The organism is Pseudothioglobus sp. nBUS_23 (genome assembly GCF_051201565.1).
Lineage (GTDB): Bacteria > Pseudomonadota > Gammaproteobacteria > PS1 > Pseudothioglobaceae > Pseudothioglobus.
The window spans coordinates 719,590-744,321 of the sequence record NZ_CP179200.1; the positions used below are offsets into that span (position 1 = coordinate 719,590).

22 protein-coding genes and 1 tRNA gene are annotated in these 24,732 nt (G+C 39.5%); 15 read left to right on the plus strand and 8 right to left on the minus strand.

The annotated features are described in order from the left end of the window. Positions 1–4 precede the first annotated feature (4 nt). Positions 5–184 carry a hypothetical protein gene (locus ACMAZA_RS03575; protein ID WP_435190101.1) on the plus strand — a complete coding sequence of 60 codons (180 nt, stop codon included), beginning with the start codon at positions 5–7 and terminating at the stop codon, positions 182–184. Here the strand turns inward: ACMAZA_RS03575 and ACMAZA_RS03580 are convergent. Together ACMAZA_RS03580 and ACMAZA_RS03585 are read right to left on the minus strand one after the other, a co-directional pair. Further along, positions 181–726: a hypothetical protein gene (locus tag ACMAZA_RS03580; RefSeq protein WP_435190103.1), complete on the minus strand. Its 546-nt coding sequence runs from the start codon at positions 724–726 to the stop codon at positions 181–183. The genes ACMAZA_RS03575 and ACMAZA_RS03580 overlap by 4 nt on opposite strands. Next, positions 716–2,566 (minus strand): ATP-binding cassette domain-containing protein, encoded by a 1,851-nt coding sequence (locus tag ACMAZA_RS03585; protein WP_435190105.1) that lies wholly within the window; start codon positions 2,564–2,566, stop codon positions 716–718. The genes ACMAZA_RS03580 and ACMAZA_RS03585 overlap by 11 nt, the downstream gene beginning before the upstream one ends. Before the next feature lie 36 nt (positions 2,567–2,602). Between ACMAZA_RS03585 and ACMAZA_RS03590 the strand changes: the two genes are divergently transcribed. From ACMAZA_RS03590 to ACMAZA_RS03625, 8 genes are all read left to right on the plus strand, one after another. After that, positions 2,603–3,046 (plus strand): cytochrome c-type biogenesis protein, encoded by a 444-nt coding sequence (locus ACMAZA_RS03590; RefSeq protein WP_435190107.1) that lies wholly within the window; start codon positions 2,603–2,605, stop codon positions 3,044–3,046. 5 nt (positions 3,047–3,051) lie between these two features. After that, positions 3,052–3,711: a tetratricopeptide repeat protein gene (locus ACMAZA_RS03595; RefSeq protein ID WP_435190109.1), complete on the plus strand. Its 660-nt coding sequence runs from the start codon at positions 3,052–3,054 to the stop codon at positions 3,709–3,711. A gap of 7 nt (positions 3,712–3,718) precedes the next feature. Continuing rightward, positions 3,719–5,212: a lysine--tRNA ligase gene (gene lysS / locus ACMAZA_RS03600; RefSeq protein WP_435190111.1), complete on the plus strand. Its 1,494-nt coding sequence runs from the start codon at positions 3,719–3,721 to the stop codon at positions 5,210–5,212. 28 nt (positions 5,213–5,240) lie between these two features. Further along, positions 5,241–5,906 carry a (d)CMP kinase gene (gene cmk, locus ACMAZA_RS03605; protein WP_435190113.1) on the plus strand — a complete coding sequence of 222 codons (666 nt, stop codon included), beginning with the start codon at positions 5,241–5,243 and terminating at the stop codon, positions 5,904–5,906. A gap of 83 nt (positions 5,907–5,989) precedes the next feature. Further along, on the plus strand, positions 5,990–7,666 hold the full coding sequence (gene rpsA / locus ACMAZA_RS03610; RefSeq protein WP_435190464.1) for a 30S ribosomal protein S1: 1,677 nt from the start codon (positions 5,990–5,992) through the stop codon (positions 7,664–7,666). Between the two features lie 46 nt (positions 7,667–7,712). Beyond that, positions 7,713–7,991 carry an HU family DNA-binding protein gene (locus ACMAZA_RS03615; RefSeq protein WP_435190115.1) on the plus strand — a complete coding sequence of 93 codons (279 nt, stop codon included), beginning with the start codon at positions 7,713–7,715 and terminating at the stop codon, positions 7,989–7,991. Positions 7,992–8,043: 52 nt separating this feature from the next. Next, a tRNA-Lys gene (locus tag ACMAZA_RS03620) sits at positions 8,044–8,119 on the plus strand. A 259-nt stretch (positions 8,120–8,378) separates the two neighbouring features. Next, the gene (locus ACMAZA_RS03625) at positions 8,379–10,499 is read left to right on the plus strand and encodes an autotransporter domain-containing protein (RefSeq protein WP_435190117.1); all 2,121 of its coding nucleotides are present in this window, start codon (positions 8,379–8,381) and stop codon (positions 10,497–10,499) included. 80 nt (positions 10,500–10,579) lie between these two features. On the opposite strand, the gene ACMAZA_RS03630 is transcribed toward ACMAZA_RS03625, so the two are convergent. Continuing rightward, positions 10,580–11,668 (minus strand): tetratricopeptide repeat protein, encoded by a 1,089-nt coding sequence (locus ACMAZA_RS03630; RefSeq protein ID WP_435190119.1) that lies wholly within the window; start codon positions 11,666–11,668, stop codon positions 10,580–10,582. A gap of 99 nt (positions 11,669–11,767) precedes the next feature. Here ACMAZA_RS03630 and ACMAZA_RS03635 point away from each other — a divergent pair, with 99 nt between their 5' ends. The 6 genes from ACMAZA_RS03635 (at position 11,768) to oppF (ending at position 18,056) form a co-directional block, all read left to right on the plus strand. Continuing rightward, positions 11,768–12,208: an acyl-CoA thioesterase gene (locus ACMAZA_RS03635; protein ID WP_435190121.1), complete on the plus strand. Its 441-nt coding sequence runs from the start codon at positions 11,768–11,770 to the stop codon at positions 12,206–12,208. A gap of 305 nt (positions 12,209–12,513) precedes the next feature. Then, positions 12,514–14,139, plus strand: coding sequence for a peptide ABC transporter substrate-binding protein (locus tag ACMAZA_RS03640; RefSeq protein ID WP_435190123.1), 1,626 nt, complete (start codon positions 12,514–12,516; stop codon positions 14,137–14,139). Positions 14,140–14,243: 104 nt separating this feature from the next. After that, positions 14,244–15,167 (plus strand): oligopeptide ABC transporter permease OppB, encoded by a 924-nt coding sequence (gene oppB, locus ACMAZA_RS03645; protein ID WP_435190125.1) that lies wholly within the window; start codon positions 14,244–14,246, stop codon positions 15,165–15,167. A gap of 4 nt (positions 15,168–15,171) precedes the next feature. After that, positions 15,172–16,098 carry an ABC transporter permease subunit gene (locus ACMAZA_RS03650; protein ID WP_435190127.1) on the plus strand — a complete coding sequence of 309 codons (927 nt, stop codon included), beginning with the start codon at positions 15,172–15,174 and terminating at the stop codon, positions 16,096–16,098. A gap of 6 nt (positions 16,099–16,104) precedes the next feature. After that, a complete protein-coding gene (locus tag ACMAZA_RS03655; RefSeq protein ID WP_435190129.1) occupies positions 16,105–17,073 on the plus strand; it encodes an oligopeptide/dipeptide ABC transporter ATP-binding protein in 969 nt (322 codons plus the stop codon). After that, positions 17,070–18,056, plus strand: coding sequence for a murein tripeptide/oligopeptide ABC transporter ATP binding protein OppF (oppF, locus tag ACMAZA_RS03660; RefSeq protein WP_435190131.1), 987 nt, complete (start codon positions 17,070–17,072; stop codon positions 18,054–18,056). The genes ACMAZA_RS03655 and oppF overlap by 4 nt, the downstream gene beginning before the upstream one ends. Positions 18,057–18,190: 134 nt before the next feature. Here oppF and ACMAZA_RS03665 read toward each other — a convergent pair whose 3' ends face one another. The 5 genes from ACMAZA_RS03665 to ACMAZA_RS03685 are packed head-to-tail and all read right to left on the minus strand — an operon-like array spanning position 18,191 to position 24,725. Then, positions 18,191–18,757 carry a phosphoribosyltransferase gene (locus ACMAZA_RS03665; RefSeq protein WP_435190132.1) on the minus strand — a complete coding sequence of 189 codons (567 nt, stop codon included), beginning with the start codon at positions 18,755–18,757 and terminating at the stop codon, positions 18,191–18,193. 41 nt (positions 18,758–18,798) lie between these two features. Then, a complete protein-coding gene (gene add / locus ACMAZA_RS03670; protein WP_435190134.1) occupies positions 18,799–19,797 on the minus strand; it encodes an adenosine deaminase in 999 nt (332 codons plus the stop codon). Continuing rightward, a complete protein-coding gene (locus tag ACMAZA_RS03675; protein ID WP_435190135.1) occupies positions 19,798–21,012 on the minus strand; it encodes a phosphopentomutase in 1,215 nt (404 codons plus the stop codon). Then, positions 21,012–22,361, minus strand: a complete 1,350-nt coding sequence (deoA, locus tag ACMAZA_RS03680; RefSeq protein WP_435190137.1) for a thymidine phosphorylase — start codon at positions 22,359–22,361, stop codon at positions 21,012–21,014. The genes ACMAZA_RS03675 and deoA overlap by 1 nt, the downstream gene beginning before the upstream one ends. 6 nt (positions 22,362–22,367) lie before the next feature. Next, positions 22,368–24,725, minus strand: coding sequence for an aldehyde dehydrogenase family protein (locus tag ACMAZA_RS03685; protein WP_435190139.1), 2,358 nt, complete (start codon positions 24,723–24,725; stop codon positions 22,368–22,370). Positions 24,726–24,732: the final 7 nt, after the last annotated feature.

Consider the following 24,732-nt stretch of genomic DNA (forward strand, 5'->3'; position numbering starts at 1 on the left):
ATCTATGTTTATATTAAGACTTCTAATTGCAGCGCTCATTGTTAGCTATCTTATCTGGTTATTCAATACCCGCGTCATGGGTAAAAATATTGCACTATCTAAAATTGCGACCTGGGTGCTGAGCGCAACTTTTGTAATCTTTCTAGTGCTTTCTGGCCTGTCCTATCTGGTAGAAGGATCCTAGGACTTATTCGATAGTACCAAGGTTTTAAGGTGCTTTGTACTGCTAATGATTCTGTTGGTTGCGTTGACTATAATAGATAATCTAGATACCTCCCAAACTGGTAGGTCTCTCATATGGTCCCCCATATAGTCAAAGTTTTTCTCGCCAAATCGCTCCACCAATGTATCAGCCTTATTTTGGCTAGATAAATTAAAGTCTTTATTGGTGGCCATGACGTCATCAAAGATCTTGAGGTGTTTTGCCACAGCAAATGCATAGTTTTTGTGAGATGCCGTTGCAAGAACAATTTGACATCCTTGTTTTTTGCGCTCCATAATATAGCTGATAACGTTATCGTTATAAGGCAGTTCGGGAATATTAATCTCAAATCTTCTGACGAGTTGATCTTTTAAAAACCCTTTTCCTTTTGACAGCCAAAAAAGATAATGACCTAAAAGCCATGGCCTCTTAGTGAGAACGCCGAGCGATGATAAAAACAATAGGTCCGTATCGATAAGGGTGTGATCCAGATCGACAATTAACGGAAGGTTGTCATTGTCCACTGTCTAGTTCACTCCATTTGTCATAAAGCAGTTCTAATTCTTGTTCCATAGACCTCAGGTTAATCGTTAAGTTTTGGGCGTCTGGGTTCTGATAAAAGTCTGGATCAGAGAGTAATTTCTGAGCCATAGAAATCTCGTTCTCTAAATCTTCGATATTTCCAGGTAAAGATTTTAATAGTTGCTGGTCATTGTATGAAAGCTTTTGAGAAGATTTTTTAGGTTTGGCTTTGGCGCTTTGTTGTTCAGAGGGTTTAGATTTATTGTTATCTTTCTGAAGGATATAGTCGTCATACCCGCCATTGTACTGTTCAATAATCGCGTTGCCCTCCATCACAATAGTTGAGCTGACGATGTTATTCAAAAATGTACGGTCATGAGATATGAGTATTAAGGTGCCCTCATAATCGACCAGCATCTCCTCTAATAACTCAAGCGTTTCAACATCTAGGTCATTCGTGGGCTCATCCAGAACCAGAAGGTTGGCGGGCTGAGATAAAATTTTTGCAAGCATTAATCGGTTTTTCTCACCTCCAGAAAACATCTTGATTGGAGCCATGGCTTGTTTTCCAGTAAACAAAAACTGTCTCAAATAGCCAATGACATGCTTACTCTTTCCGTTGATGTCAATATAGTCTTTTCCACCGGATACAAAATCCATCGCCTTTACGTTTGGATCAAGCGTCTCTCTCATTTGATCAAAGTAGGCGAGTTGAATTGTTTTTGATCTTCTGATATTGCCTTTGTTCGGTTTTAACTCATCGAGTAGAAGTTTAATGAGTGTTGACTTACCGGATCCATTGCCGCCTATAATTCCAATTTTCTCTCCTTTTAAGACGAGAAGAGAAAACTCTTTTACGAGCTCAAGTTCTTTAATCGAGTAGCTTATATTTTTAACTTCAAACACAATTTTTGATACTCGTTTTTCATCCTCCAAGGTATGAATCTTGACATTACCTTGCCTTTTGCGAGTGTTAATAAACTTTTTTCGCATGGCCTCAAGCGCTCTCACTCTGCCCTCATTTCGAGTTCTTCTTGCCTTAATGCCTTGACGTATCCATGCCTCCTCTTGAGCTAGTTTTTTGTTGAACCGCGCATTTTCAAGTTCTTCACTATTGAGAAGGTTTTCCTTTCGCTTCAGATAGTCCTGATAGCCGCAGTCAAAGATTGATAGTCTGCCTCTATCAAGATCAAAAATTTTATTTACAATGCCCTTAACAAAGGAGCGATCGTGACTGATGAGTAGGAGAGTGCCATGAAAATCTTTGAGCATTTTCTCAAGATCCAAGATGGCTGTTATATCCATATGGTTGGTAGGCTCATCCAGAAGAAGAATGTCTGGCTCCTGAATAATAGCTTTAGCAAGCATTACCCTTCTTTTCCAGCCACCTGAGAGTGTTGAGAGCTGAGTGTCAGATTTGAGTTGAAATCGGTTTAAAATTGTATCAATTTTGTGGAGGTAGTGCCATAAATCCTGGCTTTCGATCTGCTCTTGAAGTCGAGAGCTTTTTGATTCATTTCCCTCTTTCAGGGCGTCGTGGTAACTTGCAAGGATTTTTCCAGTATCGCCAAGTCCGTGAGCAACTATATTAAAAAGGGTGTCGCTATTGTCTTCTGGTGGTTGCTGCTCTAGGTAGCTAATGGTTGTTCTATTCTGTATTTTTAAGTCACCATCATCTGCTGAAATGAGACCAGCTAAAAGTTTTAAAAAGGTTGATTTTCCCTCACCGTTTCTTCCAATGAGTCCAATTTTATCGCCCTTATGGATGGTCGCATTAATCTCGTCGAGAATTACTTTTTCAGCAAATCTCAGAGAAATATTGTCTAAGGTAATAAGTGGCATAAGTTAAAATTGTAACTTTAAATAACAGCTTTACTAATGCGTTATTTTATTCATTTTGTTATTGGACTTTTGCTTATTCAAGCACCTTTTGCTGAAAGTATTGAGGCAAGTGGCTTTGAAACTCAAGAGCAGCAGAGTCGATATACACAACTCATTGAAAACATTCGCTGCCCAGTCTGCCAAGGCCAGAGCATTGGTGGATCTAACTCAGACCTGGCGCAAGACCTAAGGGCAAAGGTACGTGACATGATTATAGATAGTCAGAGCGACTCAGAGATATACTCGTTCATGGTGGAGCGGTATGGTGACTTTGTGGTCTATAAGCCACCAGTCAACTCCAAGACTTATGTTTTATGGTTTGCCCCAGTATTGGTTTTGATCATCTCTCTTCTGTTTTTGTTTCGATCGACTCGAGCAAATAAAGAAAAAAAGATTGATGTAGACGGTGATCTCGATAGAGCCAAAAAATTATTAAAGTAAAAAATATGAATGAAAACGAAATCAGTGATTTGATAGTTAAGGCCTATACTCACCAAAAAAATGGGCAACTCTCTCAAGCCATTCAGTCATGGAATGCACTGATAAACCAAAAATCAATTACCCAGGACTTATCGGCTAATGCACACCTAAATCTCGGTAACCTTCACCTGCAGCAAGGAAACGGTGACCTCGCCTATGAATCAATGGCAAAAGCCATCAAGGCGAACCCCAACAGCTCAGAAGCTTTTTTCTGTCTAGCCTATATGGAGCAAGAGAAAGAGAACTTTGATGAGGCGATTGGTTTTTTTAAATCTGCGTTAAAGCTTAAGCCAGACGACGTTGGTGCACTCAACAACCTTGGGAACTGTTATGACCGCCTTAACAAAAGTAAAGATTCCATCAGAGTCTACACTGAGGCAATATCAATCGATTCAAAATATATTGCAGCTTATTATAATCGCGGCAATGCATACTCTAAAATAGCAGATGATAATCATGCTTTGAAAGACTTGAGCCAAGCAATTGATTTAGATAATAATTTTTATCAGGCATACTATAATCGTGGCTCTGTCTACAAAAGACTTGGACAAAGTGATTTAGCTGACAAAGATTTTGCAAAGGCACAGAAGCTAGCTAAACAAGAAATTGAACAATCAAAAAAATAGGATAACAGTGAGCGACCAAGACAAAAACAAATTAATAGCTGAGAGAAAATCTAAATTAGCACTACTCAGAGAATCTGGTAACCCCTACGTTAATGACTTTACTCCGCTCCATTTATCTTCTGAGATCCACACCAATTTTGATAGCAAGACCAATGACGAGCTGCAAGAGCTGAATGAATCGGTAACGGTCTCTGGGCGCATCATGCTCAAGAGGATTATGGGGAAAGCCAGCTTTGTTCAGCTCCAGGATACCTCAGGCCAGATTCAGCTATTTGTCACCAGAGATGAGCTCGAAGATGGCTACTATAACGAGCAGTTTAAGAAATGGGATATTGGCGATATTATCGGAGCCACAGGAACTCTCTTCAAGACTAAGACTGGAGAGCTCTCAGTCAGAGTCAGCGAGATTAGACTATTGACGAAGTCTCTAAGGCCCTTACCTGAGAAATTTCATGGCTTGTCAGACCAAGAAACCATTTATCGACAAAGGTATGTCGATCTGATTATGAATGAAGACTCAAGAAGAGTCTTTAAGCTCAGGTCAAAAATCATTTCTTACATCAGACAGTTCTTTCTTGATCATGACTACCTTGAGGTCGAAACGCCAATGATGCAGGTCATTCCTGGAGGAGCTGCTGCTAAACCATTCATTACTCATCACAATGCTCTTGATATGGATCTTTACCTTAGAATTGCTCCTGAGCTTTACCTTAAAAGATTGGTAGTGGGCGGTCTAGATAGAGTCTTTGAAATTAATCGAAATTTTAGGAATGAGGGGCTCTCTCCAAGACATAATCCAGAGTTTACAATGGCTGAGTTTTATCAGGCCTATGCAACCTACCACGACTACATGGACCTCACAGAAAATCTATTGAGAGGTATCGCGACTGATGTTTGTCAATCAGAGACTATACAATATCAGGGCGATGAGTTTGATTTTTCAAAGCCTTTTGAGAGAATCAGCGTCTTTGATTCAATTTTGAAACATAACCCATCTCTATCAGCCATAGATTTGTCTGAGGACAACGCCAAAAAGACTGCCAAATCTCTAGGCATTGATATCAAAGAGAGCTGGGGTCTAGGCAAGGTGCAAATTGAAATATTTGAGGCAACGGTTGAAGAGAAACTGATTCAGCCCACCTTTGTGATTGAGTATCCAACTGAAGTGTCACCGCTATCGCGAAGAAACGATGACAACCCATTTATCACGGATCGTTTCGAGCTCTTTATTGGCGGAAGAGAAATTGCCAATGGGTTTTCTGAGCTCAATGATTCTGAGGACCAAGCACAAAGATTCCGTGACCAGGTTAACGAAAAGGATGCCGGAGATGACGAGGCAATGCACTATGATGCTGACTACATTAGAGCGCTCGAATATGGCATGCCTCCAACTGCAGGAGAGGGTATTGGAATCGATCGATTAGTCATGCTGTTTACAAACTCAGCTTCTATCAGAGATGTCCTGTTGTTTCCTCATATGAGACCAGAGTATGAGAAATAATCCAGAAGCGGGTTACTAGCTCCCACATATGATTCCAGTTCTAACAATTGATGGCCCAAGCGGAGTTGGAAAAGGCACTGTCGCTAATATTGTAGCAGCTGAGCTCAAATGGCATATTTTAGATTCTGGTGCAATTTATCGTGCTTTTGCAATAGCAGCCTCCAAAAGAGATATTCAAATTGATAATACAGAGCAGCTACTAGAGCTCGCTTCAAACTTAGACCTCAGATTTGCGCCAGATTCTGCAAATAATATCTTAGGGGTATATCTTGATAATCAAGACGTCTCTTCAGAGCTCAGAACAGAAAAAACAGCAGAGCTTGCATCAAAGTTTGCAATGATTGGACCTCTACGAGAGTCACTCCTTAAAAGGCAGCAAGACTTCAGAAAACTACCTGGACTCGTTGCTGATGGGAGGGATATGGGGACAGTTGTCTTCAAAGATGCGCCTTATAAAGTTTTTTTAACCGCAAATGTTGAAGAAAGAGCCAAAAGAAGGCTAAAACAGTTGCACCTAAGAGGCATAACTGGTAACATTTCGCACACTTTAGAAGACGTTAGGAAAAGAGATGAAAGGGACGCAAGTCGCAAACACTCCCCCCTAAAGCCATCTAAAGACGCATTAATCATAGATACATCTGATCTAACGGTTGATGAAGTGGTTACGAAAGTAATGGCGCTAGTTAAGGTTTGAGCGGTCAAACCTTTTTTTAATTAACCCGATAAGAGTTAAGTTTAAACCGATACAACTTAACATTTAGCGGTCAACATCGAGATATTATGTCAGAATCATTTTCCGAGCTATTTGAGAATAGCGAAATACAACAAAACGTAAAACCGGGCGCCCTGTTAATGGGTACAGTCGTCAGCATGAATCGTGAAAAAGCGATCATCAATGTTGGACTTAAATCTGAAGGTTTTATTTCATTAAACGAATTTAAAGATGTCAAAGGCGAACTAGAAATCACTGAAGGTGATGTTGTTGAAGTTGCCCTTGAGTCTATTGACGACGGCCTAGGCCATACACTCCTTTCACGAGAGAAAGCTAAGCGCATTAAGATGTGGCAAGAGCTTGAGGCTGCGATGAACTCAAAAGAAGTTGTGAAGGGTATTGTTACTGGATCTGTCAAAGGTGGAATGACTGTTGATATTGGTGTAATAAAGGCCTTCTTGCCTGGTTCACTAGTTGACGTTAGACCAGTAAAAGATTTTGACTTCTTGTTAGGTCAAGAAATTGAAGCACTTGTCATTAAGATGGACGAAGTCAGAAACAACATTGTAATTTCTAGAAAGGCTGTGATGCAGGAAGTTAATTCTGCTGACAGAGAGGCCCTTATTGAGAATCTTGATACTGGCAAAGAGGTTGAGGGTATTGTTAAGAATCTTGCTGACTACGGTGCCTTTGTTGACCTCGGTGGTGTAGATGGACTTCTTCACATTACAGATATTTCATGGCAGAGAGTTAACCACCCATCAGAGAAACTCTCTATTGGTGACAAAATAACGGTCAAAGTTCTTAGCTATGACAAAGAAAAAATGAGAGTTTCACTTGGACTTAAGCAGTTAACGCCAAGCCCTTGGGATAATATATCTGAGCGCCTACCGATGGGTAAGAAAGTTTCAGGTGTGGTCTCAAATCTGACTGATTACGGTGCATTTGTGAGAATCGAAGAGGGTGTTGAAGGGTTAGTTCACGTCAGTGAAATGGATTGGACAAATGCAAACGCAAGGCCTTCGAAGTTCGTTAAGCTTGGTCAAGAAGTTGACGTTGTGGTGCTTGATGTTCAAGAATCAAAACACAGAATTTCTCTGAGCATGAAGCAAGCCAAAGAGAACCCTTGGGAGGCATTCGAGTCTTCACATAACAAAGGCGACACTATCAATGTAACGGTTAAGTCAATTACTGATTTTGGTCTTTTTGTAGGGCTTCCTGGTGGAATCGATGGACTGATTCATTTGGCCGACATTTCATGGGAGAAGCAATCTGCTGATCAGGTTGTTTCAACCTACTCTAAGGGCCAAGAGCTTGATGTTGTTATCCTTAATATCGACGCTGAAAAAGAAAGAATTTCATTAGGCATCAAGCAGTTAACGTCTGATAACTTCTCTCAATACGCTTCATCTAACTCGAAGGGCTCTATTGTTAAAGGCACAATTCAAGAAGTTGACGCAAGAGGCGCTGTAATTGAGCTTGCTGAAGGGATTACTGGCTATCTTAAAGCCTCTGAAATCTCTCAAGATAGAGTTGAAGATGCCTCCACTGTTCTTAAGGCAGGTGAAGAGGTTGAGGTTGCTATTACTATGATTGACAAGAGAACTAGGAAAGTTAATCTTAGCATGAAGGCAAAAGACTCTGTTGAAGAGAAGGCTGCGATGGATGACTATAATAGTCAGTCAACTCAAGCCTCAGGATCAACTCTGGGTGACCTTTTAAAAGAAGCAAAAGATAAATAAAATAAATTTTGAGCTACTATGCCTTGGCATAGTAGCGTCTTTAAATATGAAAAAAATAGATCTTATTGAAGCAGTCTCAAAAGAAATAAAGATTACTCGCTCTGAAGCTAAGCAATCCGTAGAAATTATTTTAGATGAGATTAGTTCAGCAATTGTTTCTGGAAAAGGAGTCGAAGTTCGTGGCTTTGGTGGTTTTCAAAAAAGACATAGAAAAGGCAGGATGGGGATTAATCCAAAGACTGGAGAAAAGACCCAAGTTTCTGAAAAATTTGTACCTTTTTTTAAACCTGGAAAGTTACTAAAAGAAGCCGTTAATAAAGGCTAATATACGATTGATTATTGAACCCTTGTTCAGTATAATTTCACGTTTTTAATTGGGGGCGTTAGCTCAGTTGGTAGAGCATCGGACTTTTAATCCGCTGGTCGAGCGTTCGAATCGCTCACGCCCCACCATACAACTAAAGGCCTTCAGAGATGAAGGCCTTTTTTTTGCGACATAAATCTTAGCATTTCGTGTAAATTTCGTGCACTTAAGTGGAGGTTTATCTTGGCAACAATACAAAAGGTACTAAATAGAAACAAATCATCCTATCGAGTCTTCATTCGGTTTTATTTTGCTTACAATTGATTGAAATGATATATATTAAAATTAATCAGATTAATAAGTTGATTTATCAGTACTTGACCCTTGAGAATTAATTTTAAATTTTTATTGCTTTTAATTATTATCTCGCTGAGCTGGTTAGTTCATTCAGAACAACTTTTAAACCAAAATGTTAATATATCTTCCGGCTCTAGTGTTTCAAATGCTTCTGGTCTGACAATTCAAGAGCTTACGGGTGGTCCCTACACTTTAGAGAATGCGGGCACAATTGAATCATCTAATATCACCTCTAATAGTAATCCCACAATTAGGTTAGAGGCTGGAACATCAGTAAATAACTCGGGATTAATTGATACTGATGGCAATGCAAATTTAAATGGTGTTTTATTCATTGATAACTCAGGAAGTAATTCTGTTATAAATAGTGGCACTATTCAAACAGAAACAAGCGGTAATTATGGTCAGGCTATTAACGTCCAAGATGCCGCCTTAACTAAAATTACCAACTCTTCTGGCGGAACCATTAAGGTTACTGACTCAGCATACAATTCTGGTGCAATTAGAGTCAATACTGGTGGAACAGTTAACACAATAACCAATGATGGAACAATATCAGCTACTGGTTCAGTGCACACCCGAGGAATAATATCTATTAATACTGCAACTATTGATCGAATTATAAATACTGGAACAATTATTGCACAAGGAGGGAGTAGTTCAAACCGTGGCATTGTCTTTTGGAATGATAGTGCTACATCAGTGACTAACTCTGGAACAATTCAAGGCACTGGATCCTCTGAAGGTTATGGCATTAGAGTAGGAGATAATGGAAGCATTTCATCAGTTACAAACTCAGGAGCAATTACTGGAGGCTTGCACGGATTTGCTAATGGAGGCAGCATAACCAACATAGTCAATACTGGAACGATTAAGGGAACTTCAGGTTATGATATTTATAATACAGGAAGCATTACGAATCTAACTAATTCACAAAATAATCTTACGTTTTATTCTAAAGTTCCTACCAATTATTATATAAAAGTTAATAGCTCTTCTAGTTTTGGGAAAATAACTATTAGTAATCCTTCTGGAGCGATGAATGTAAGTATTGCTGATGATTCAACAGTTGGAGAAGGTACTTATGAAGCTGTTGTAAATGGAGTTAGTGCTGAAAACATATCAACAAGTTCTGGCAATCATATGAGTGATGGAATCCACTACAAATATAACCTTAAAAATTCATCAAGTAGTCAATGGGACTTAGTGATCAATAATTTCACCGCACCAACGCAATGCTCTGTCAATTCAAGCTCTATAAACTGCAATAAAACGCAATGTGTTACCTCATCCATAGAGAATGGTCTTAATGCACTGACAAACACTAACTTCGCGCATATGAATACTTATGACTGTGATACTTTTGGCACATCAGGCCAGTGTTTTTCAATTGGTGGAAGGAGTATATCGGTCAATAATCCTGAGTCAGATATCAATGGGGTTGTTCTGGTTTATGGAAAAAAGCAATCAGATCACTTTAGGTGGGGTGGATTTTTGCATTCAAATATTTCATTTAAAACATCTTCAAATCTATCTTTATCAGAAAAAACTCCTATGATTGGTCTATACGGAGTTTGGAATGAAAATACTAATAAAACTGGGCTACAAGCTAAAATTGGTAATTCCTATCAGTCTACTAGTGCAAAAATTACAAGGCCACAAAGTGGAATCTCTGAAGAGGCTAGTGGTGTCACAACTATTACTGCAAATGAACTAGTTCTAGAGCTGAAAAACAATATCCCGGTATCAAGTTCATTAACTCTATCACCCTATGTTGCTAATCGATACTCTCAAAAATTTCAAAAAGGATATAGTGAAACAGGAGTCAGCTCACCATTAACCTATAACAAGATTGTTGATAATTCTTTAACAGCAATTGCTGGATTAAAATTTCATAATATAATTAATAATAAATTCAGTATCTATGGAACACTTGGGTTAGAGTATGACTTATCTCACAATGTTTCAGCACTTTCACCAACAGGAGTTACAGGAATTACTACTGTTGATTTAGAAAAAAATCATCAATCTACCAGACCTATAGTTGCTCTAGGATATGATCATAAAGTTACTGATAATCAAATATTAAGGGTAAAGGCGCAGTATGAAGAGTTGCCCTATCAGGGTATGACCGAGACGAATATTTATGCTAGCTATAATTTTAAATTTTGAATTAGCTAAAGCCCAAATACTCTCTGAAATGAGAGTGAGTAAATATTAATATTTAGACAGTCTATTAAAGACAACAATCATTAACTATAAGGCTTAAAAAAATATATTTTTCCATGAATCAAATTATTTCCCTCTTTTCTTATAACTGTATCTTTTGATTTGATCAAAATAAATTTTCCAGAAGCTTGATTCATAATGTAGCTATCAGAGTGAGAATATCTTGAGCTTGATAGCAGCGAGTAACCACTTTCTTCTTGTATTTCAGTTGAAAAAACAAAGATTGATTCAGGATTAGAGTATTTATGGACGGTTTTAAATATGGACTCAACATCTCCAACATAGATTAAAACATCTAGAGCAACAAACAAATCAAAATTTTCTTGGACTGCATTCAGTGCCTCAACAATATCTCCAGTATACAAATTATCATAAACATCAAGCTCATCTGCCTTTGAAATCATATTTTCAGAAATATCAATGCCGCTAAGGTGTTCACTAATCTCACTTAATCCGCTTCCAGACAGACCAGTTCCACAGCCTAGATCAATCGTTTTTGCGAATTTAGATTTTGAAGATATATTTCGAATAAGATCTTTAATTATGAAGGGGAGTTTGTATTGCAAGCCTTGAACTAATGAATCATTGAATCTCTCAGCGTAATCATCAAAAAGATTTTTAACATACTCTTTAGGCGGTGATTTACTTGTATGTCCTTTTAGTGAGTTAATCATGTGCTGAGGAATGGCGTAATCTGGTTTTAATTCAAGTGCTTTCTCATAACTCTGAATTGACATTTTTAATTCCCTTAGACTCAAATAACAGCCACCCATCATGTTGAATAAAAGTGCATCATCTGGGTTTGATTTAATCCATTTTTGGAGAGTTTCTAGGGCATTATTAATTTCACCTTTTGAGAAGAAATAAATGACTAGAAGTGTTTTGTTAGGATGCACTTTTGAGTAATCAGGATCTAACGCTACAACTTTTTTATAGTGTCTGACTGCTTTGTCAAGTTCCCCCATCTGATGATATAAGTTACCAAGATTGTAGTAGGCCTCTACGAAGCCTGGCTGAATTGAAATCGCCTCTTCATAAGAACTAATAGCCTTATTAAATTCACTCAATTTGGCAAACTGATTGGCCTCTTCAACAAGAATTAAATGCTTCATTAAATATAAATTTCTATTTTTAAGAGATATTTTTTTAAAAAATCATTTTGAACTATTTTTAGACTCATTAATATCTTATTTCTATAATAAAATTTAATCATGAATAAATTACTAGATGAGTTTGCTTTTCAATTAGAAATGGATGTTGATTGGGGTGATATGGATGCTCTTCAACACGTAAATAATGTCGAATATTTCAAATACTTTCAGAAGGCTCGCATTGCTTATTTTGAAAAAAATAATTCAGACAACCTGTTTACTGAGTCCAGGATTTCAACTATATTGGCATCTACACAGTGCAAATTCATTTATCCACTTAAATACCCAGATACTATAGTCATTGGTGCAAGAGTTGACTCAATAGCTAATGAATATTTCACCATGAAGTATGCTGTGATTAGTAATAATAATCAAAGGCTTGTAGCTATTGGCGATGCTAAAGTTGTAATGTTTGATTACGAAAAAAATAAAAAAACATCCATTCCTGAAGTGATTAAAGATAGGATTATTGAGCTCGAAAAAACAGAGATTAAGTTTTAAGTTTGAACACTGATTCTAATATTAAGAGAAGGGTGGTAGTAGTTAATCAAAGAAAAGGAGAACTTTGATGTGAGAGAAACTACTATCATTTATGGCTAATCTCACAATAGCCTTAGGAGATCGAATTAAGTACAATTATATTAATTGTCCAGATTTTGTTCATGTTGAATTGATGAATTTATGATGGAGTTTTCAATAGTAATTTGCTGAAAAACTTAGCTCTATTCTTAAAAAAAGTATAAACTTCTGTATATCCTCATTTAAATATGGTGGATTTATAATTTTTTATTATTAAGGAGAGATATATGAACTATTTGCCAAAATCTTTGGCTACGGGTTTCTTATTAGCGATTTTTGCATCCTCATCAGTGATGGCTGCAACTCACCCAGTAACAGGAGAAACTCTTGCTGATGATCAAACATTCACATACAGTTTGCTCGATGAATTCACGTCAGTCGACCCCCAAATTGTAGAAGATGTAGAGGGCGCTAACATCGTTCGTGACCTATTTGAAGGTCTCATGAATCAAGACGCTGATGGTAATCTTGTGCCGGGTGTAGCTACTGGTTATACAACTAACGATGCTAAGGATGTATATACATTTACACTGCGTGACAACGCAATGTGGTCAGACGGTAACCCTGTAACTGCTCATGATTTTGTTTATGCTTGGCAGCGTCTCGCTGATCCTGCAACAGCCTCACCATACTCATGGTTCGCTGAAATTATGTCACTTGAAAATGTAGGCGCTGTAATGTCTGGTGATTTACCAACAAGCGCTTTAGGGGTTACAGCATTAGATAATCACACTTTAGAGGTGCGCTTAACTGATTCATTGCCTTATTTTGCTGCAATGACAACTCATTCATCAACATTCCCAGCTCCAGAGTGGAGAGTGAGAACGTTTGGAAATGATTGGACTAAGCCTGGAAATATTGTATCTAATGGTGCTTATGTTTTAACTGAGCACATTCCTAATGAGCGTTCAGTTCGTGAGCGTAACTCAATGTATTGGAATGATGAGGCTACTATTTTAGAAAAGGTTGTTGCTCTAGTAATCAATGATGAGAATGTAGACTTCACTCGTTATTTGGCTAATGAACTTGACAAAGGTACGGTTCCTTCAGGTCAATTTATTCGCTTGAAGCAGGACTACCCTGATGAAGCGACTTCATTCCCAAGACTTTGTAACTATTACATGACATTTAACTTGTCAGATAGTGGTCCTGAAATCTTTAAAGATGTTAGGGTTCGTCAAGCACTTGCATACGCGCTTGATCGTTCTGTGATTACTGAAAAGATTCTTCAGGCAGGTCAAATTAATGCATTCACCTTTACGCCTGGTGCAACTGCTGGTTTTGAAGTTCCTCCGGTAGCTTTTGGTCAGATGTCACAAGCAGACCGTGAAGCGAAAGCTCAAGAGCTTTTAGCTGACGCAGGTTATGGTCCAGGAAACCCGCTGAGCTTTGAGTATATTTACAATACTTCAGAAGGACACAAGAAGATTGCAATTGCTGCGCAGCAAATGTGGAAAGAGGTACTTGGTGCTGAAGTTACACTAGCTAATCAGGAGTGGAAAACATTCCTGAAGACACGTGGCTCTCAAGACTTTGAGCTAGCTCGTGGTGCTTGGTGTGGCGACTATAATGAAGCTTCTACATTCCTTGATCTACTAACAACACCATCTGGTTATAACGATGGTAAATTTAGCAATGCTGAGGTAGATTCATTAATGTTAGATGCAAGAACTTTGGATGATGCATCGGCTAACTACACACGCGTTGAGGAAATCTTGGCAAATGAAATGCCAGTCATTCCGGTATACCACTACGCAGGTGTGTTCATGCTTAAGACTAATCTTAAAGGTTGGCCATATAACAACGTAGAACAAAATTGGTATTCTCGTAATTTATATAAAGTTGCGAAGTAACATTTAGTTCTAAAAAAATAAAGCACCATGCATCATTGTGTGGTGCTTTTTTTTGTTTGTACGGTACAATAATTCAATAAATTTCTTTCTGGTCAATTTCGGATATGATCAACTACATAATTAAGCGAATTGGAATTGCTATTCCGACACTCTTAATCCTTATAGCAGTGAGCTTCTACTTGATGCATGCTGCACCTGGAGGGCCATTCACCTCTGAGAGACCATTGCCAGCGCAAGTGCTTGCAAACATAGAGGCTAAATATGGCTTAGATCAGCCAATATGGCGTCAAATGATTAACTATTTATGGGGCGTTATTACTGAGTTTGATTTTGGACCTTCTTATAAATATCACGACAGGACGGTCAATGAGATTATAGGTCATGGCTTCCCAATTACCTTGAAGTACGGATTCTGGTCATTTATCGTTGCTGTTGGGGTAGGTATTCCACTCGGCGCTATTGCAGCTATCCGTAAAAATACTTGGATTGATTATCTTGCTGTTGGTGTATCTATTGGTGCTCAGGTGCTTCCAAACTTTGTCATGGCGCCTTTGCTGATTATTGTTTTCACTTTGTGGCTTGACTGGCTTCCAGGAGGGGGTTGGAATGGGGGAGCGTGGCAGTACCTTGTTATGCCAGTTATAGCTCTTTCTACCAGCTATATGGCCTCTATTGCGCGTATCACAAGGTCTTCTATGCTTGAAGTTTTAAATACAAACTACATCAGGACAGCAAGATCCAAAGGCTTACCAACGAAGGTTATTTTCTTTAGACACGTACTAAAGCCTTCACTTCTTCCAGTTATCTCTTACCTTGGACCAGCGTTTGTGGGGCTAATCACAGGTTCAGTCCTTATTGATATTTATTTCTCAACAGGTGGTATGGGCTACTTCTTTGTAAACGCAGCATTTAACCGAGACTACTCAGTCATGATGGGAATTACAATTGTTGTCGGCAGCTTGACCATCCTATTTAGCTTGATTGCCGATTTGTTGTATGCATGGATTGATCCAAAAATAAGGTATTAATCAAATGATAGTGGCGAATAAAGGCAAGATTAAAACGATGGCAGAAAACCTTTCTGAGTCTGGTGCAGGTCGCTCACTATGGAAGGATGCCCGCATGCGATTTATGCAAAACAAAGCGGCAACAATAAGCCTTTTTATTTTACTTTCTATCGTTTTATTCTCTTTCATTGGACCTTACTTTGCTGTATGGAGTTACGAACAAATTGATTGGAATGCTATGGGTTCAGCAGCCAGAGTCGGAATGCCTTCAATTGAAAGTGGTCACTTCTTTGGGACAGATGACTTGGGCCGAGATCTCTACTCAAGGGTGATACAGGGGACACAAATATCCCTTATGGTTGGAGTTTTAGGGGCCACTGTTGCAGTCATTGTTGGGACGCTTTATGGCGCTACCTCTGGTTATCTAGGCGGAAGAACAGACCAAATCATGATGAGAATCGTTGACATACTAATGTCAATACCATACATGTTTGTTCTGATTCTTCTTCTTGTGGTTTTTGGAAGGTCAATTGGGATGCTATTTATCGGAATTGGGCTTCTGTCATGGCTGGATATGAGTAGGATCGTTCGTGGCCAAACTTTAAACCTAAAGAACAAGGAGTTTATAGAGGCCGCTAGGGTAACTGGTGTCAGTGACTTCAAAATTATTACAAGGCATATTGTTCCTAATTTATTAGGAATCGTCGCAGTTTATGCAACCTTACTGGTTCCAGGAATAATTTTAGCTGAAAGCTTTATTTCATTCCTTGGGCTTGGAGTTCAGGAGCCTTCAACAAGCTGGGGTGCTCTCATTAAAGAGGGTGCAGGAACCATTAGTTATGACACGGAGTGGCAACTTCTCTTTCCACTTGCTTTTTTTGTCGTCAGTCTTTTTTGTTTTTACTTTATCGGTGATGGCCTTCGTGATGCGCTTGATCCTAAGGAGAGGTAGTTCAAAATGAGTCTGCTTGATGTTAAAAATCTAAAGGTTGAATTTGAAACCGCAGACGGCGTAGTGAGTGCAGTGAACAACGTTAACTTTTCTATTGATGAAGGAAAAATTTTAGCCATTGTTGGCGAGTCTGGAAGTGGAAAAAGTCAAACTGTATTTGGAATGACTGGACTCCTTGATCATAACGGTAAAGCTACTGGCAGTGTCATGTTTGAAGGTGAAGAGATTCTTAATCTCTCCAATCAAAAATTAAATCAAATCAGAGCGGAAAAAATAGCCATGATTTTTCAAGACCCTATGACAAGTCTTAATCCCTATGTCAGAGTCTCTGAGCAAATGACCGAAGTTTTAATTCATCACCAGGGCGTATCAAAATCTGATGCACTTAAACAATCTATCAGTATGCTTGATGCTGTTCGAATTCCTGATGCAGGCAACCGTATCAGAATGTATCCGCATGAATTTTCAGGAGGTATGCGACAGAGAGTAATGATTGCTATGTCACTACTTTGTCGACCTAAATTACTCATTGCTGATGAGCCAACAACCGCCCTTGATGTTACAGTTCAGGCGCAAATTATGAAGCTTTTGGCAGACCTACAGAAAGACTTTGGGATGTCAATAATTCTTATTACTCATGACCTTGGAGTGGTTGCAGGAAGTAGTGATGACATGCTAGTCATGTATGGCGGTGAAATCATGGAAATTGGTAAGACAGAGGATATATATTCCTCACCAACCCACCCATATACTCAGGGGTTAATGAGCGCGGTTCCAAGGCTTAATGATTCTGAGGAGAGGTTGATTACAATTCCGGGCAACCCTCCAAATATGATGAAGGCTCCAGAGGGCTGTCCTTTCGCTCCTAGATGTAATTACACACTAGACAAATGTAATAGTGACTCACCCGTTCTAGCAAAAGTGAGTGATAATCACTTCAGGGCATGTCACGTTGCTAAAGAAAAGATATCATGAGTAATCAGGAAATTCTTGAAGTCAAAAACTTAAAGGTTAACTTTGATGTTAGGTCAGAGGGGGATATGCCATGGACAAAGGCAAAGAAGCTCAAAGCAGTGAACGATGTATCTTTCTCCTTAAAGGCTGGAGAAACGCTTGGAGTGGTTGGAGAGTCTGGGTGTGGAAAGTCGACTCTTGCAAGAGCGATTGTCAAAATGGTGCCCGCAGAATCTGGAGAGGTTGTTTGGCTTGGCAATGACTTGCTTGGGATGAGTAGCGCTGAAATAAGGCCATATCGCAAACAAATTCAAATGATTTTTCAGGACCCTTTAGCAAGCCTCAATCCAAGAATGAACATTGGAGAAATCATAGCAGAACCTCTGAGGACGCATTACCCAAAAACACCAGAGTCGGATGTCCAAGCTAGAGTGAGTGATGTAATGAATAAAGTTGGACTCCTAGATAATTTAATGAATCGCTATCCGCATGAGTTCTCTGGAGGCCAGTGCCAGAGAATTGGTATTGCTCGCGCTCTAATTTTGAAACCTAAACTTATTATATGTGATGAGCCTGTCTCAGCACTAGATGTGTCCATCCAGGCTCAGGTCGTTAATCTGTTGATGGATTTGCAGGAAGAGATGGACTTGGCTTTAATATTCATCGCTCATGATCTAAGCGTTGTGAAACACATCAGCACTAAAATCATGGTTCTTTATCTGGGCAATATGGTTGAGCTAGCGAATAGTGAAGACATTTATAAAGCACCAAGCCACCCTTACACTCAAGCGCTCATTTCTGCCGTTCCGATTCCAGACCCAAGTGTTGAAAAAAATAAAGATTTAATCTTGATTGAGGGTGAATTACCATCACCAATTAACCCACCTTCAGGCTGCGTATTTAGAACCAGGTGTCATAAAGCTCAGGAGGTCTGTGCAAATGAAAAGCCTGAGTTTAAGGGCTTATCGAAAGACCATAGTGTTGCTTGCCACTTCCATGATTAAATACCTAAAAAAACGCATTAAAAATAAATGGCTTTTAATTGTAGTACCTTTTTTATTTTTTCTAATCAAGGGGTTGATATGGCTAGCTATTTTCTATGGTCTGTGGGATTTAATTAAAAGTTAATAACATTAATTTATTTTTTAACCTTTGAAAGAATCTCCTTCATACCTTTTTTGTTTTCAAAAATCTCCTCTTCAGTGAGTCCATCCATTTCGTGAGGAAACACTAACCAATCATCAGTCTCATGAACAAAATAATCTGGTTCAACTTCAATGATATTTCTTTCAGGCTTGTACCAGGGCATTGCCATTCTAATATCATGAGGAATATTCTTTCTAGACTTTTCTTTTAGTGTGTCAAGAATTGCTTTAATACTTCTTCCAGAATCAAAAACATCATCAACTATCAGTAATTTATCTTCAGCATTCATGTGGCTGATAAGATAGTCTATGCCATGAACTCTAACCTCTTTGGATTGCTGATTAATGCCGTAATATGATGAGGTGCGAATAGCGATATGATCAGAGTCATTTCCAAGGTATGCAAGTATTTCCTGAATGGCTATTCCAACAGGTGTTCCCCCCCTCCAAACACCAACAATAAAGTCAGGTTTGAAGCCACTATTGTGAATTTGAACTCCTAATTTATACGAGTCATGAAGAAGTTCATCAGCGGTGATATATTTTTTTGCAATTGACATAGAAGGGTTCCGAAATTTAATACTTAAATTTTAAAGGGTTTTTAGCTTTTAAATTTCTGAATTTCTTCTAACAACCTAGATTTAATTTCAGAGTCAGCAAACGAGGCCTCCATAGCCATGAGCGAAATCTGCTTTAGCTTTTCAATATCTAAGTTAAAGTGTTTAGCACTGTCATAATATTCTTGGCCAACAGTAGTATTAAAAAATGGAGGGTCGTCAGAATTAAGGCTAATACTTATACCCTTTTCCATTATTGATGGAAGAGGGTGGGTGTCCCAATCAGAAAAAATGGATAGCGATAAATTGCTTCCTGGACAAATCTCTAGATGGATATTTTGTTCAACAAGCTTATTCATTAGTTTTTCGTCTTTAATGCAATTCACACCATGACCAATCCTACTTACAGGCAGGTAATTGATTGCATCCCAAACGCTTTCAGGTCCACAGATCTCTCCAGCGTGAACTGTACAGGAGTAACCTGCCTTTTCAGCAATCTTATAGACTTCCGCAAACTCCTCTAATGTATATGCGTTTTCATCGCCTCCCATTCCAAAGCCGACAACATAGGGGTGAGGGTTTTGAACCATGGTTTGAACAACATTGAAGCCTTGTTTAGGTCCTAAGTGCCTGACGCAGGTAACGATAATGCGACCAATGATTCCAAAATCACGTTCGGCATCATTTATTCCGTTGGTAATGCCTGAAATCATATCATCGTAACTGATACCGCATTCTGCAGCATGGTCTGGAGAGATAAAGGTTTCTGCATAAATTACGTTGTCTTTTGCACAGTCTTTCAAGTATTCATAGGTAATGTCCGCATAATCTTTGCCCGATCTTAAGCAAGAGCTAACGTTATCATAGGCCGTCAAAAAACTAGGGAAATCACTCCATGCGTAACTACCATTAGCAAGAAAAAGATTTTTATCTAAGGAGACAGCGTTACGTTTTGCAATCGCCTGGGCAAGCGAAGGCTTGATGGTGCCTTCAAGGTGACTATGAAGCTCTACTTTTGGAACTCTATAGACTTGGTCTTGCATTTAATTTAGCTCGCACGCCTTGCCATTGGCAAGGGGCTTTATCTTGAGGTGCTGAGCAATAGTTTGTCCCATATCAGCAAAAGTCTCTCTTTTGCCTAGATTTTGGGCTTTAATGGACTTTCCATAAAAGACTACAGGAACGTGCTCACGAGTATGATCACTCCCAGGCCAAGTTGGATCGCAACCATGATCAGCTGTAATGAGGACAAGATCATCATCAATGAGCTTGGATTCGATTTCTGGAATACGCTTATCAAATTTTTCAAGCGCTAATGCGTAGCCAGGGACATCCCTTCGATGACCATAATGTGTATCAAAATCAACAAGGTTTACAAAAATTAAGCCATCCTTAACTTTATCCATTTCATTAATCAGTTGGTCAACTAAACCCATATTGTTAGAAGCTTTAACGGTATAAGAAACGCCTTGATTCGAAAAAATATCACCTATTTTGCCGACTGAAATAACTTGTCCATTGGCCTCCTGAATTTGATCTAGCAGAGTGAAGTCATTTGGAGGGGTTGTTAAATCCTTGCGGTTGGAGGTTCTTTTAAAGCCATCTTTAGAGTTACCTACAAAAGGTCTTGCGATAACTCTTGTAATATTTAATGGGTCGACTAGTCTTTTGGCAACTTTACAGAGCTCGTAAAGTCTCTCCAGGCCGAAGTGCTCTTCATGAGCAGCAATTTGAAAGACAGAGTCTGCTGATGTATAACAAATTGGAAATCCAGATTGGATATGCTCATCTCCAAATTCTTCAATGACTTGGGTTCCTGATGCGTGTTTATTTGCAAGCGTTCCAGGAATATTTCCTTGCTTCAATAGCTCATCAATCAGACTCCTTGGAAAGCAGTTATCAATTTTTGGAAAGGTCCCCCATTCAAATGGGACTGGTAGACCACAGATTTCCCAGTGCCCACTGGGAGTGTCTTTTCCAGCACTGATTTCTTTGGCGAAGCCGAACGCTCCTTCAGGCTTAACTCTCTGAATTGGAAGAGAATTCCCTCGGCTTTCAATAGCAGCCTCACCAAGCCCCCACCTTAATAGGTTTGGTATTTTGAGGGGCCCACTTCGATCTGAATTATTGGCTTTACCTGAGTCACACGCTTCAATAATATGTCCAAACGTATCTGATCCTTGATCCCCATAGAGATGGGCATCTTCACTTGAACCCAGGCCAAGAGAATCTAGAACTAAAATGATTGCCCTTTTCATCAGTTTAGGCCTTTATTTGAGGTGAGAACTTCTTTGATTAAATTTGTATTACTAGGCTTTTTTTGATTGAAATGAATGAGTTTAGGAAGCTGAGATTGCAGAAAATCGAGTTGCATTTGATCACGACAATGCGCCATTGCAAGTGACTCTCCTTTATCTAACCATTGACCCTTGCTGACTATCTCACTGAGACCAACACCATGATCAATAGGATCACTAGATTTTGTTCTACCCGCCTTTAAATGAATCATGCTAAGTCCGATTGCTCTAGCATCGACCTCAGAGACGTATCCAGATGAATTTGACTGAATAGATGCAACCAAAGGCATTGGTTTTAAGTGTTTTTCCGGAACTTCAATCAAATCAACTGGGCCTCCAAGCTCAGTGATCATTTTTCCAAATATTGATGCGGCTTTTCCAGACTCAAGTGCGAGTTTGGATTTATTTCTAGCGCTATCTAAATCTGACTCCAGGCCGCTCAGCTGAAGCATGTAGGCGGATAATTCAAGAGTCAGCTCTAAAAGTCTTTGATCAGCATTGTGAGGATCTTTCAAGAAGTCAATGCACTCCATCACTTCGATTGCATTACCAACACTGTGCCCTAGAACCTGGTCCATGTCGGTAATTAAACAGCTTGTTGGGACTCCAGAATTACTCGAAACATTGGCAATACTTTGTGCCAACTCTTGAGCCATTTTGTAATTAGCTGCGAAGGCGCCATTACCTGTTTTAATATCCATGACAAGAGCATCAAGGCCTGATGCTAGCTTCTTAGATAAAATCGAAGCAGTAATTAAATCAATTGACTCTACGGTAGCAGTAACATCTCGTGTTGCATAGAAGCGCTGGTCTGCAGGAGCTAGGTTTGCTGTTTGTCCAATAATCGCACATCCCACTTGCTTAACGAGAGACTGGAATGCTGAATTATTGGGCGTCGCATCATATCCAGGAATGCTCTCAAGTTTATCGAGGGTTCCTCCTGTGTGACCCAGTCCTCGCCCTGAAATCATCGGTACATAGCCTCCACAAGAGGCCACAATTGGCGCCAACATTAAACTAATTTTATCCCCAACTCCACCAGTTGAATGCTTGTCTACTACAGGGCCATTTAGATTGAGCTGATCCCAGTTTAAGGTATCTCCAGAGTTCATCATATGCCTAGTTAAGTTAACCCTTTCATCCATACTCATGCCGCATTTGAAGATAGCCATAGCAAAGGCACCCAGTTGAGCATCCGTCAAGCTTCCGTCAGTGATGCCTCGAACCATGTATCCAATTTCAGGGTCACTCAACGAAATTCCGTCACGTTTTTTTCTGATGAGTTCTTGAGGTAAAAATAGCTCACTCATCCTTGACTAGTCTCCATAAGGAGTCCAAATGTTTTTAATTTCTGTAGCATTTCTTAGGAATTCCAGACCCTCACCTTGCATTGGGTCAATCCAGTTTCTATCCAAATCCTCATTGACCCATAAACGCTTTAAATCCTTAGCGCTGATAGATTCCACTGAGGCAATTACATTTTGGTCAGCCCAGCACCACATTGCGTCAGCATCAGCATGACCTGCAAGCTGTTCAGCGAGATCTTGTTTGTTACCACTAACAATATTGATAACGCCAGCTGGAATATCTGAAGTTTCAAAGGTTTGGACAAGCTCTAAAGCAACACTAGCAAATTTTTGGCTGGGAACAAATACAACGCGATTGCCCATAGCTATTGCTGGAGCAATTAATGAAACTGTTGAAAGGAGTGGCGAATGCTCTGGCGCAATTTGAGCAAGAATGCCTACAGGCTCAGGTAGAGCCATGGTGACGCCTCTATATGGAGCACTATGAACAGCGCCGTCATATTTGTCAGCCCAGGCGGCATAACTAAATAATCGACTGATACTTTCATCAAACTCAGCTTTGGCTTGTTTTTTAGTAGTTCCACAAAGATTAATCAGACGATAGACCCATTCTGACTCTCGTATTGATAAATTCTCAGCAATAAAATAGATTATCTGAGCCCTGCCATGACCACTAAGTGATCCCCATGATGATGCCTTTGAGGCAGCACTAATAGCGTTTCTAATATCTTTTCTGTTTCCAGAGCCAACATAAGCGGCGAGTGAACCATCCGCATTGAAAGTTGCAATGCTATGACCACCATCTGGTCTAACTTGTTTTCCACCAATATAAAACTTGAGAGTGCGATCTATCGCTTCTTCTTTATATGAAGCTGATGAAGTAGGGAGCTTAGTTGATGTTTGAAGTCCTTCAGGTTTGAGGTACTCATATAAACCCTCTTTGCCGCCTTCTCTTCCAAAACCAGACTCTTTAATACCACCAAAGCCGCAAGAAGCATCAAATTGATTGTGGCAATTTATCCAGACAACCCCAGCTTTGACTTTTGGCGCTACATCCATAGCGCGATTAATATTTTCACTCCATATGCTTGCAGCGAGTCCATATCGACTATTATTGGCCAACTCAATGGCTTCAGATTGAGTTCTAAAAGTCATTGAAACCAGAACTGGTCCAAAAATTTCCTCTTGAACAAGCGGATGACTTGAATCGACCTCAGTGATGAGTGTAGGAGGATAGTAATTCCTTTCTGAGTCAAGATCACAGGCCTGATAGAGCTCTCCACCATGGATAAGTCCACCATCAACCATTTCGCTAACTCTTTGAAATTGAGTTTTACTAACAAGACTGCCTATGTCCGTTGATTTGTCAAGTGATGATCCAAGTCGAAGTGTTTTTATTCTTCTTTTAATCTTTTGGTGAAGCTCATCTGCGACATCAGCTTGCACTAATAATCTGGATCCGGCGCAGCAGACCTCACCCTGGTTAAACCAGATTGAGTCAACTAATCCTTCAACAGCAGCATCAAGATCAGCATCTTCAAATACAATAAATGCGGACTTTCCTCCAAGCTCAAGAGTTAGTTTTTTTCCTTGTCCCGCAGTGCTCTGCCTGATTGATCTTCCAACAGCTGTAGAGCCAGTAAATGCGACTTTGTTAACGCTATTGTGTGCTGCAAGCTCAGCACCAATTGCGCCATCACCATTAATCATATTAATGACCCCGGGTGGAAGGCCTGCCTCTTCACAGAGTTGAGCAAAAAACATAGCGGTCAATGGCGTTTGTTCAGCTGCTTTAAAGACAATAGTATTTCCCATGGCAAGTGCTGGTGCAATCTTCCAAGAAAGCATCAAGAGTGGGAAGTTCCAGGGAACAATTTGTGCCACAACACCAATGGCTTTATAGCTTGAGAACTCTTTTGCTTGTAGCTGTGCCCAGCCTGCATGGTAATAAAAATGCCTAATCGCCAGAGGTATATCGATGTCTCTACTTTCCCTAATTGGTTTCCCATTGTCTAGAGACTCAAGGACGGCTATAAGTCTTGAGTGTTTTTGGATTAATCGCGCGAGCGCATAAAGAACTTTAGCTCTCTTATGACCTCCAAGATTTTCCCAAGCAGGCTGCGCTTTTCTGGCGGCAGAAACAGCAGAATCTAATTGTTTAGAGTTGGCAATTTCAATGTTAGCTAAAAGCTCTCCGTTTGAGGGGTCAAGAGTGGCGATCAAGTCTGATTTATTATTTGAAACAAATCGACCATTAATGAGCTGACCAAATCTTCGATTATTTTTTTCTAGCCACACATGGGCCTCTTTGCTGCTTTCAAATGCTTCGCTATATTCGAGACTATCAAAAGATTTTAGAATTGTCATAATTAAA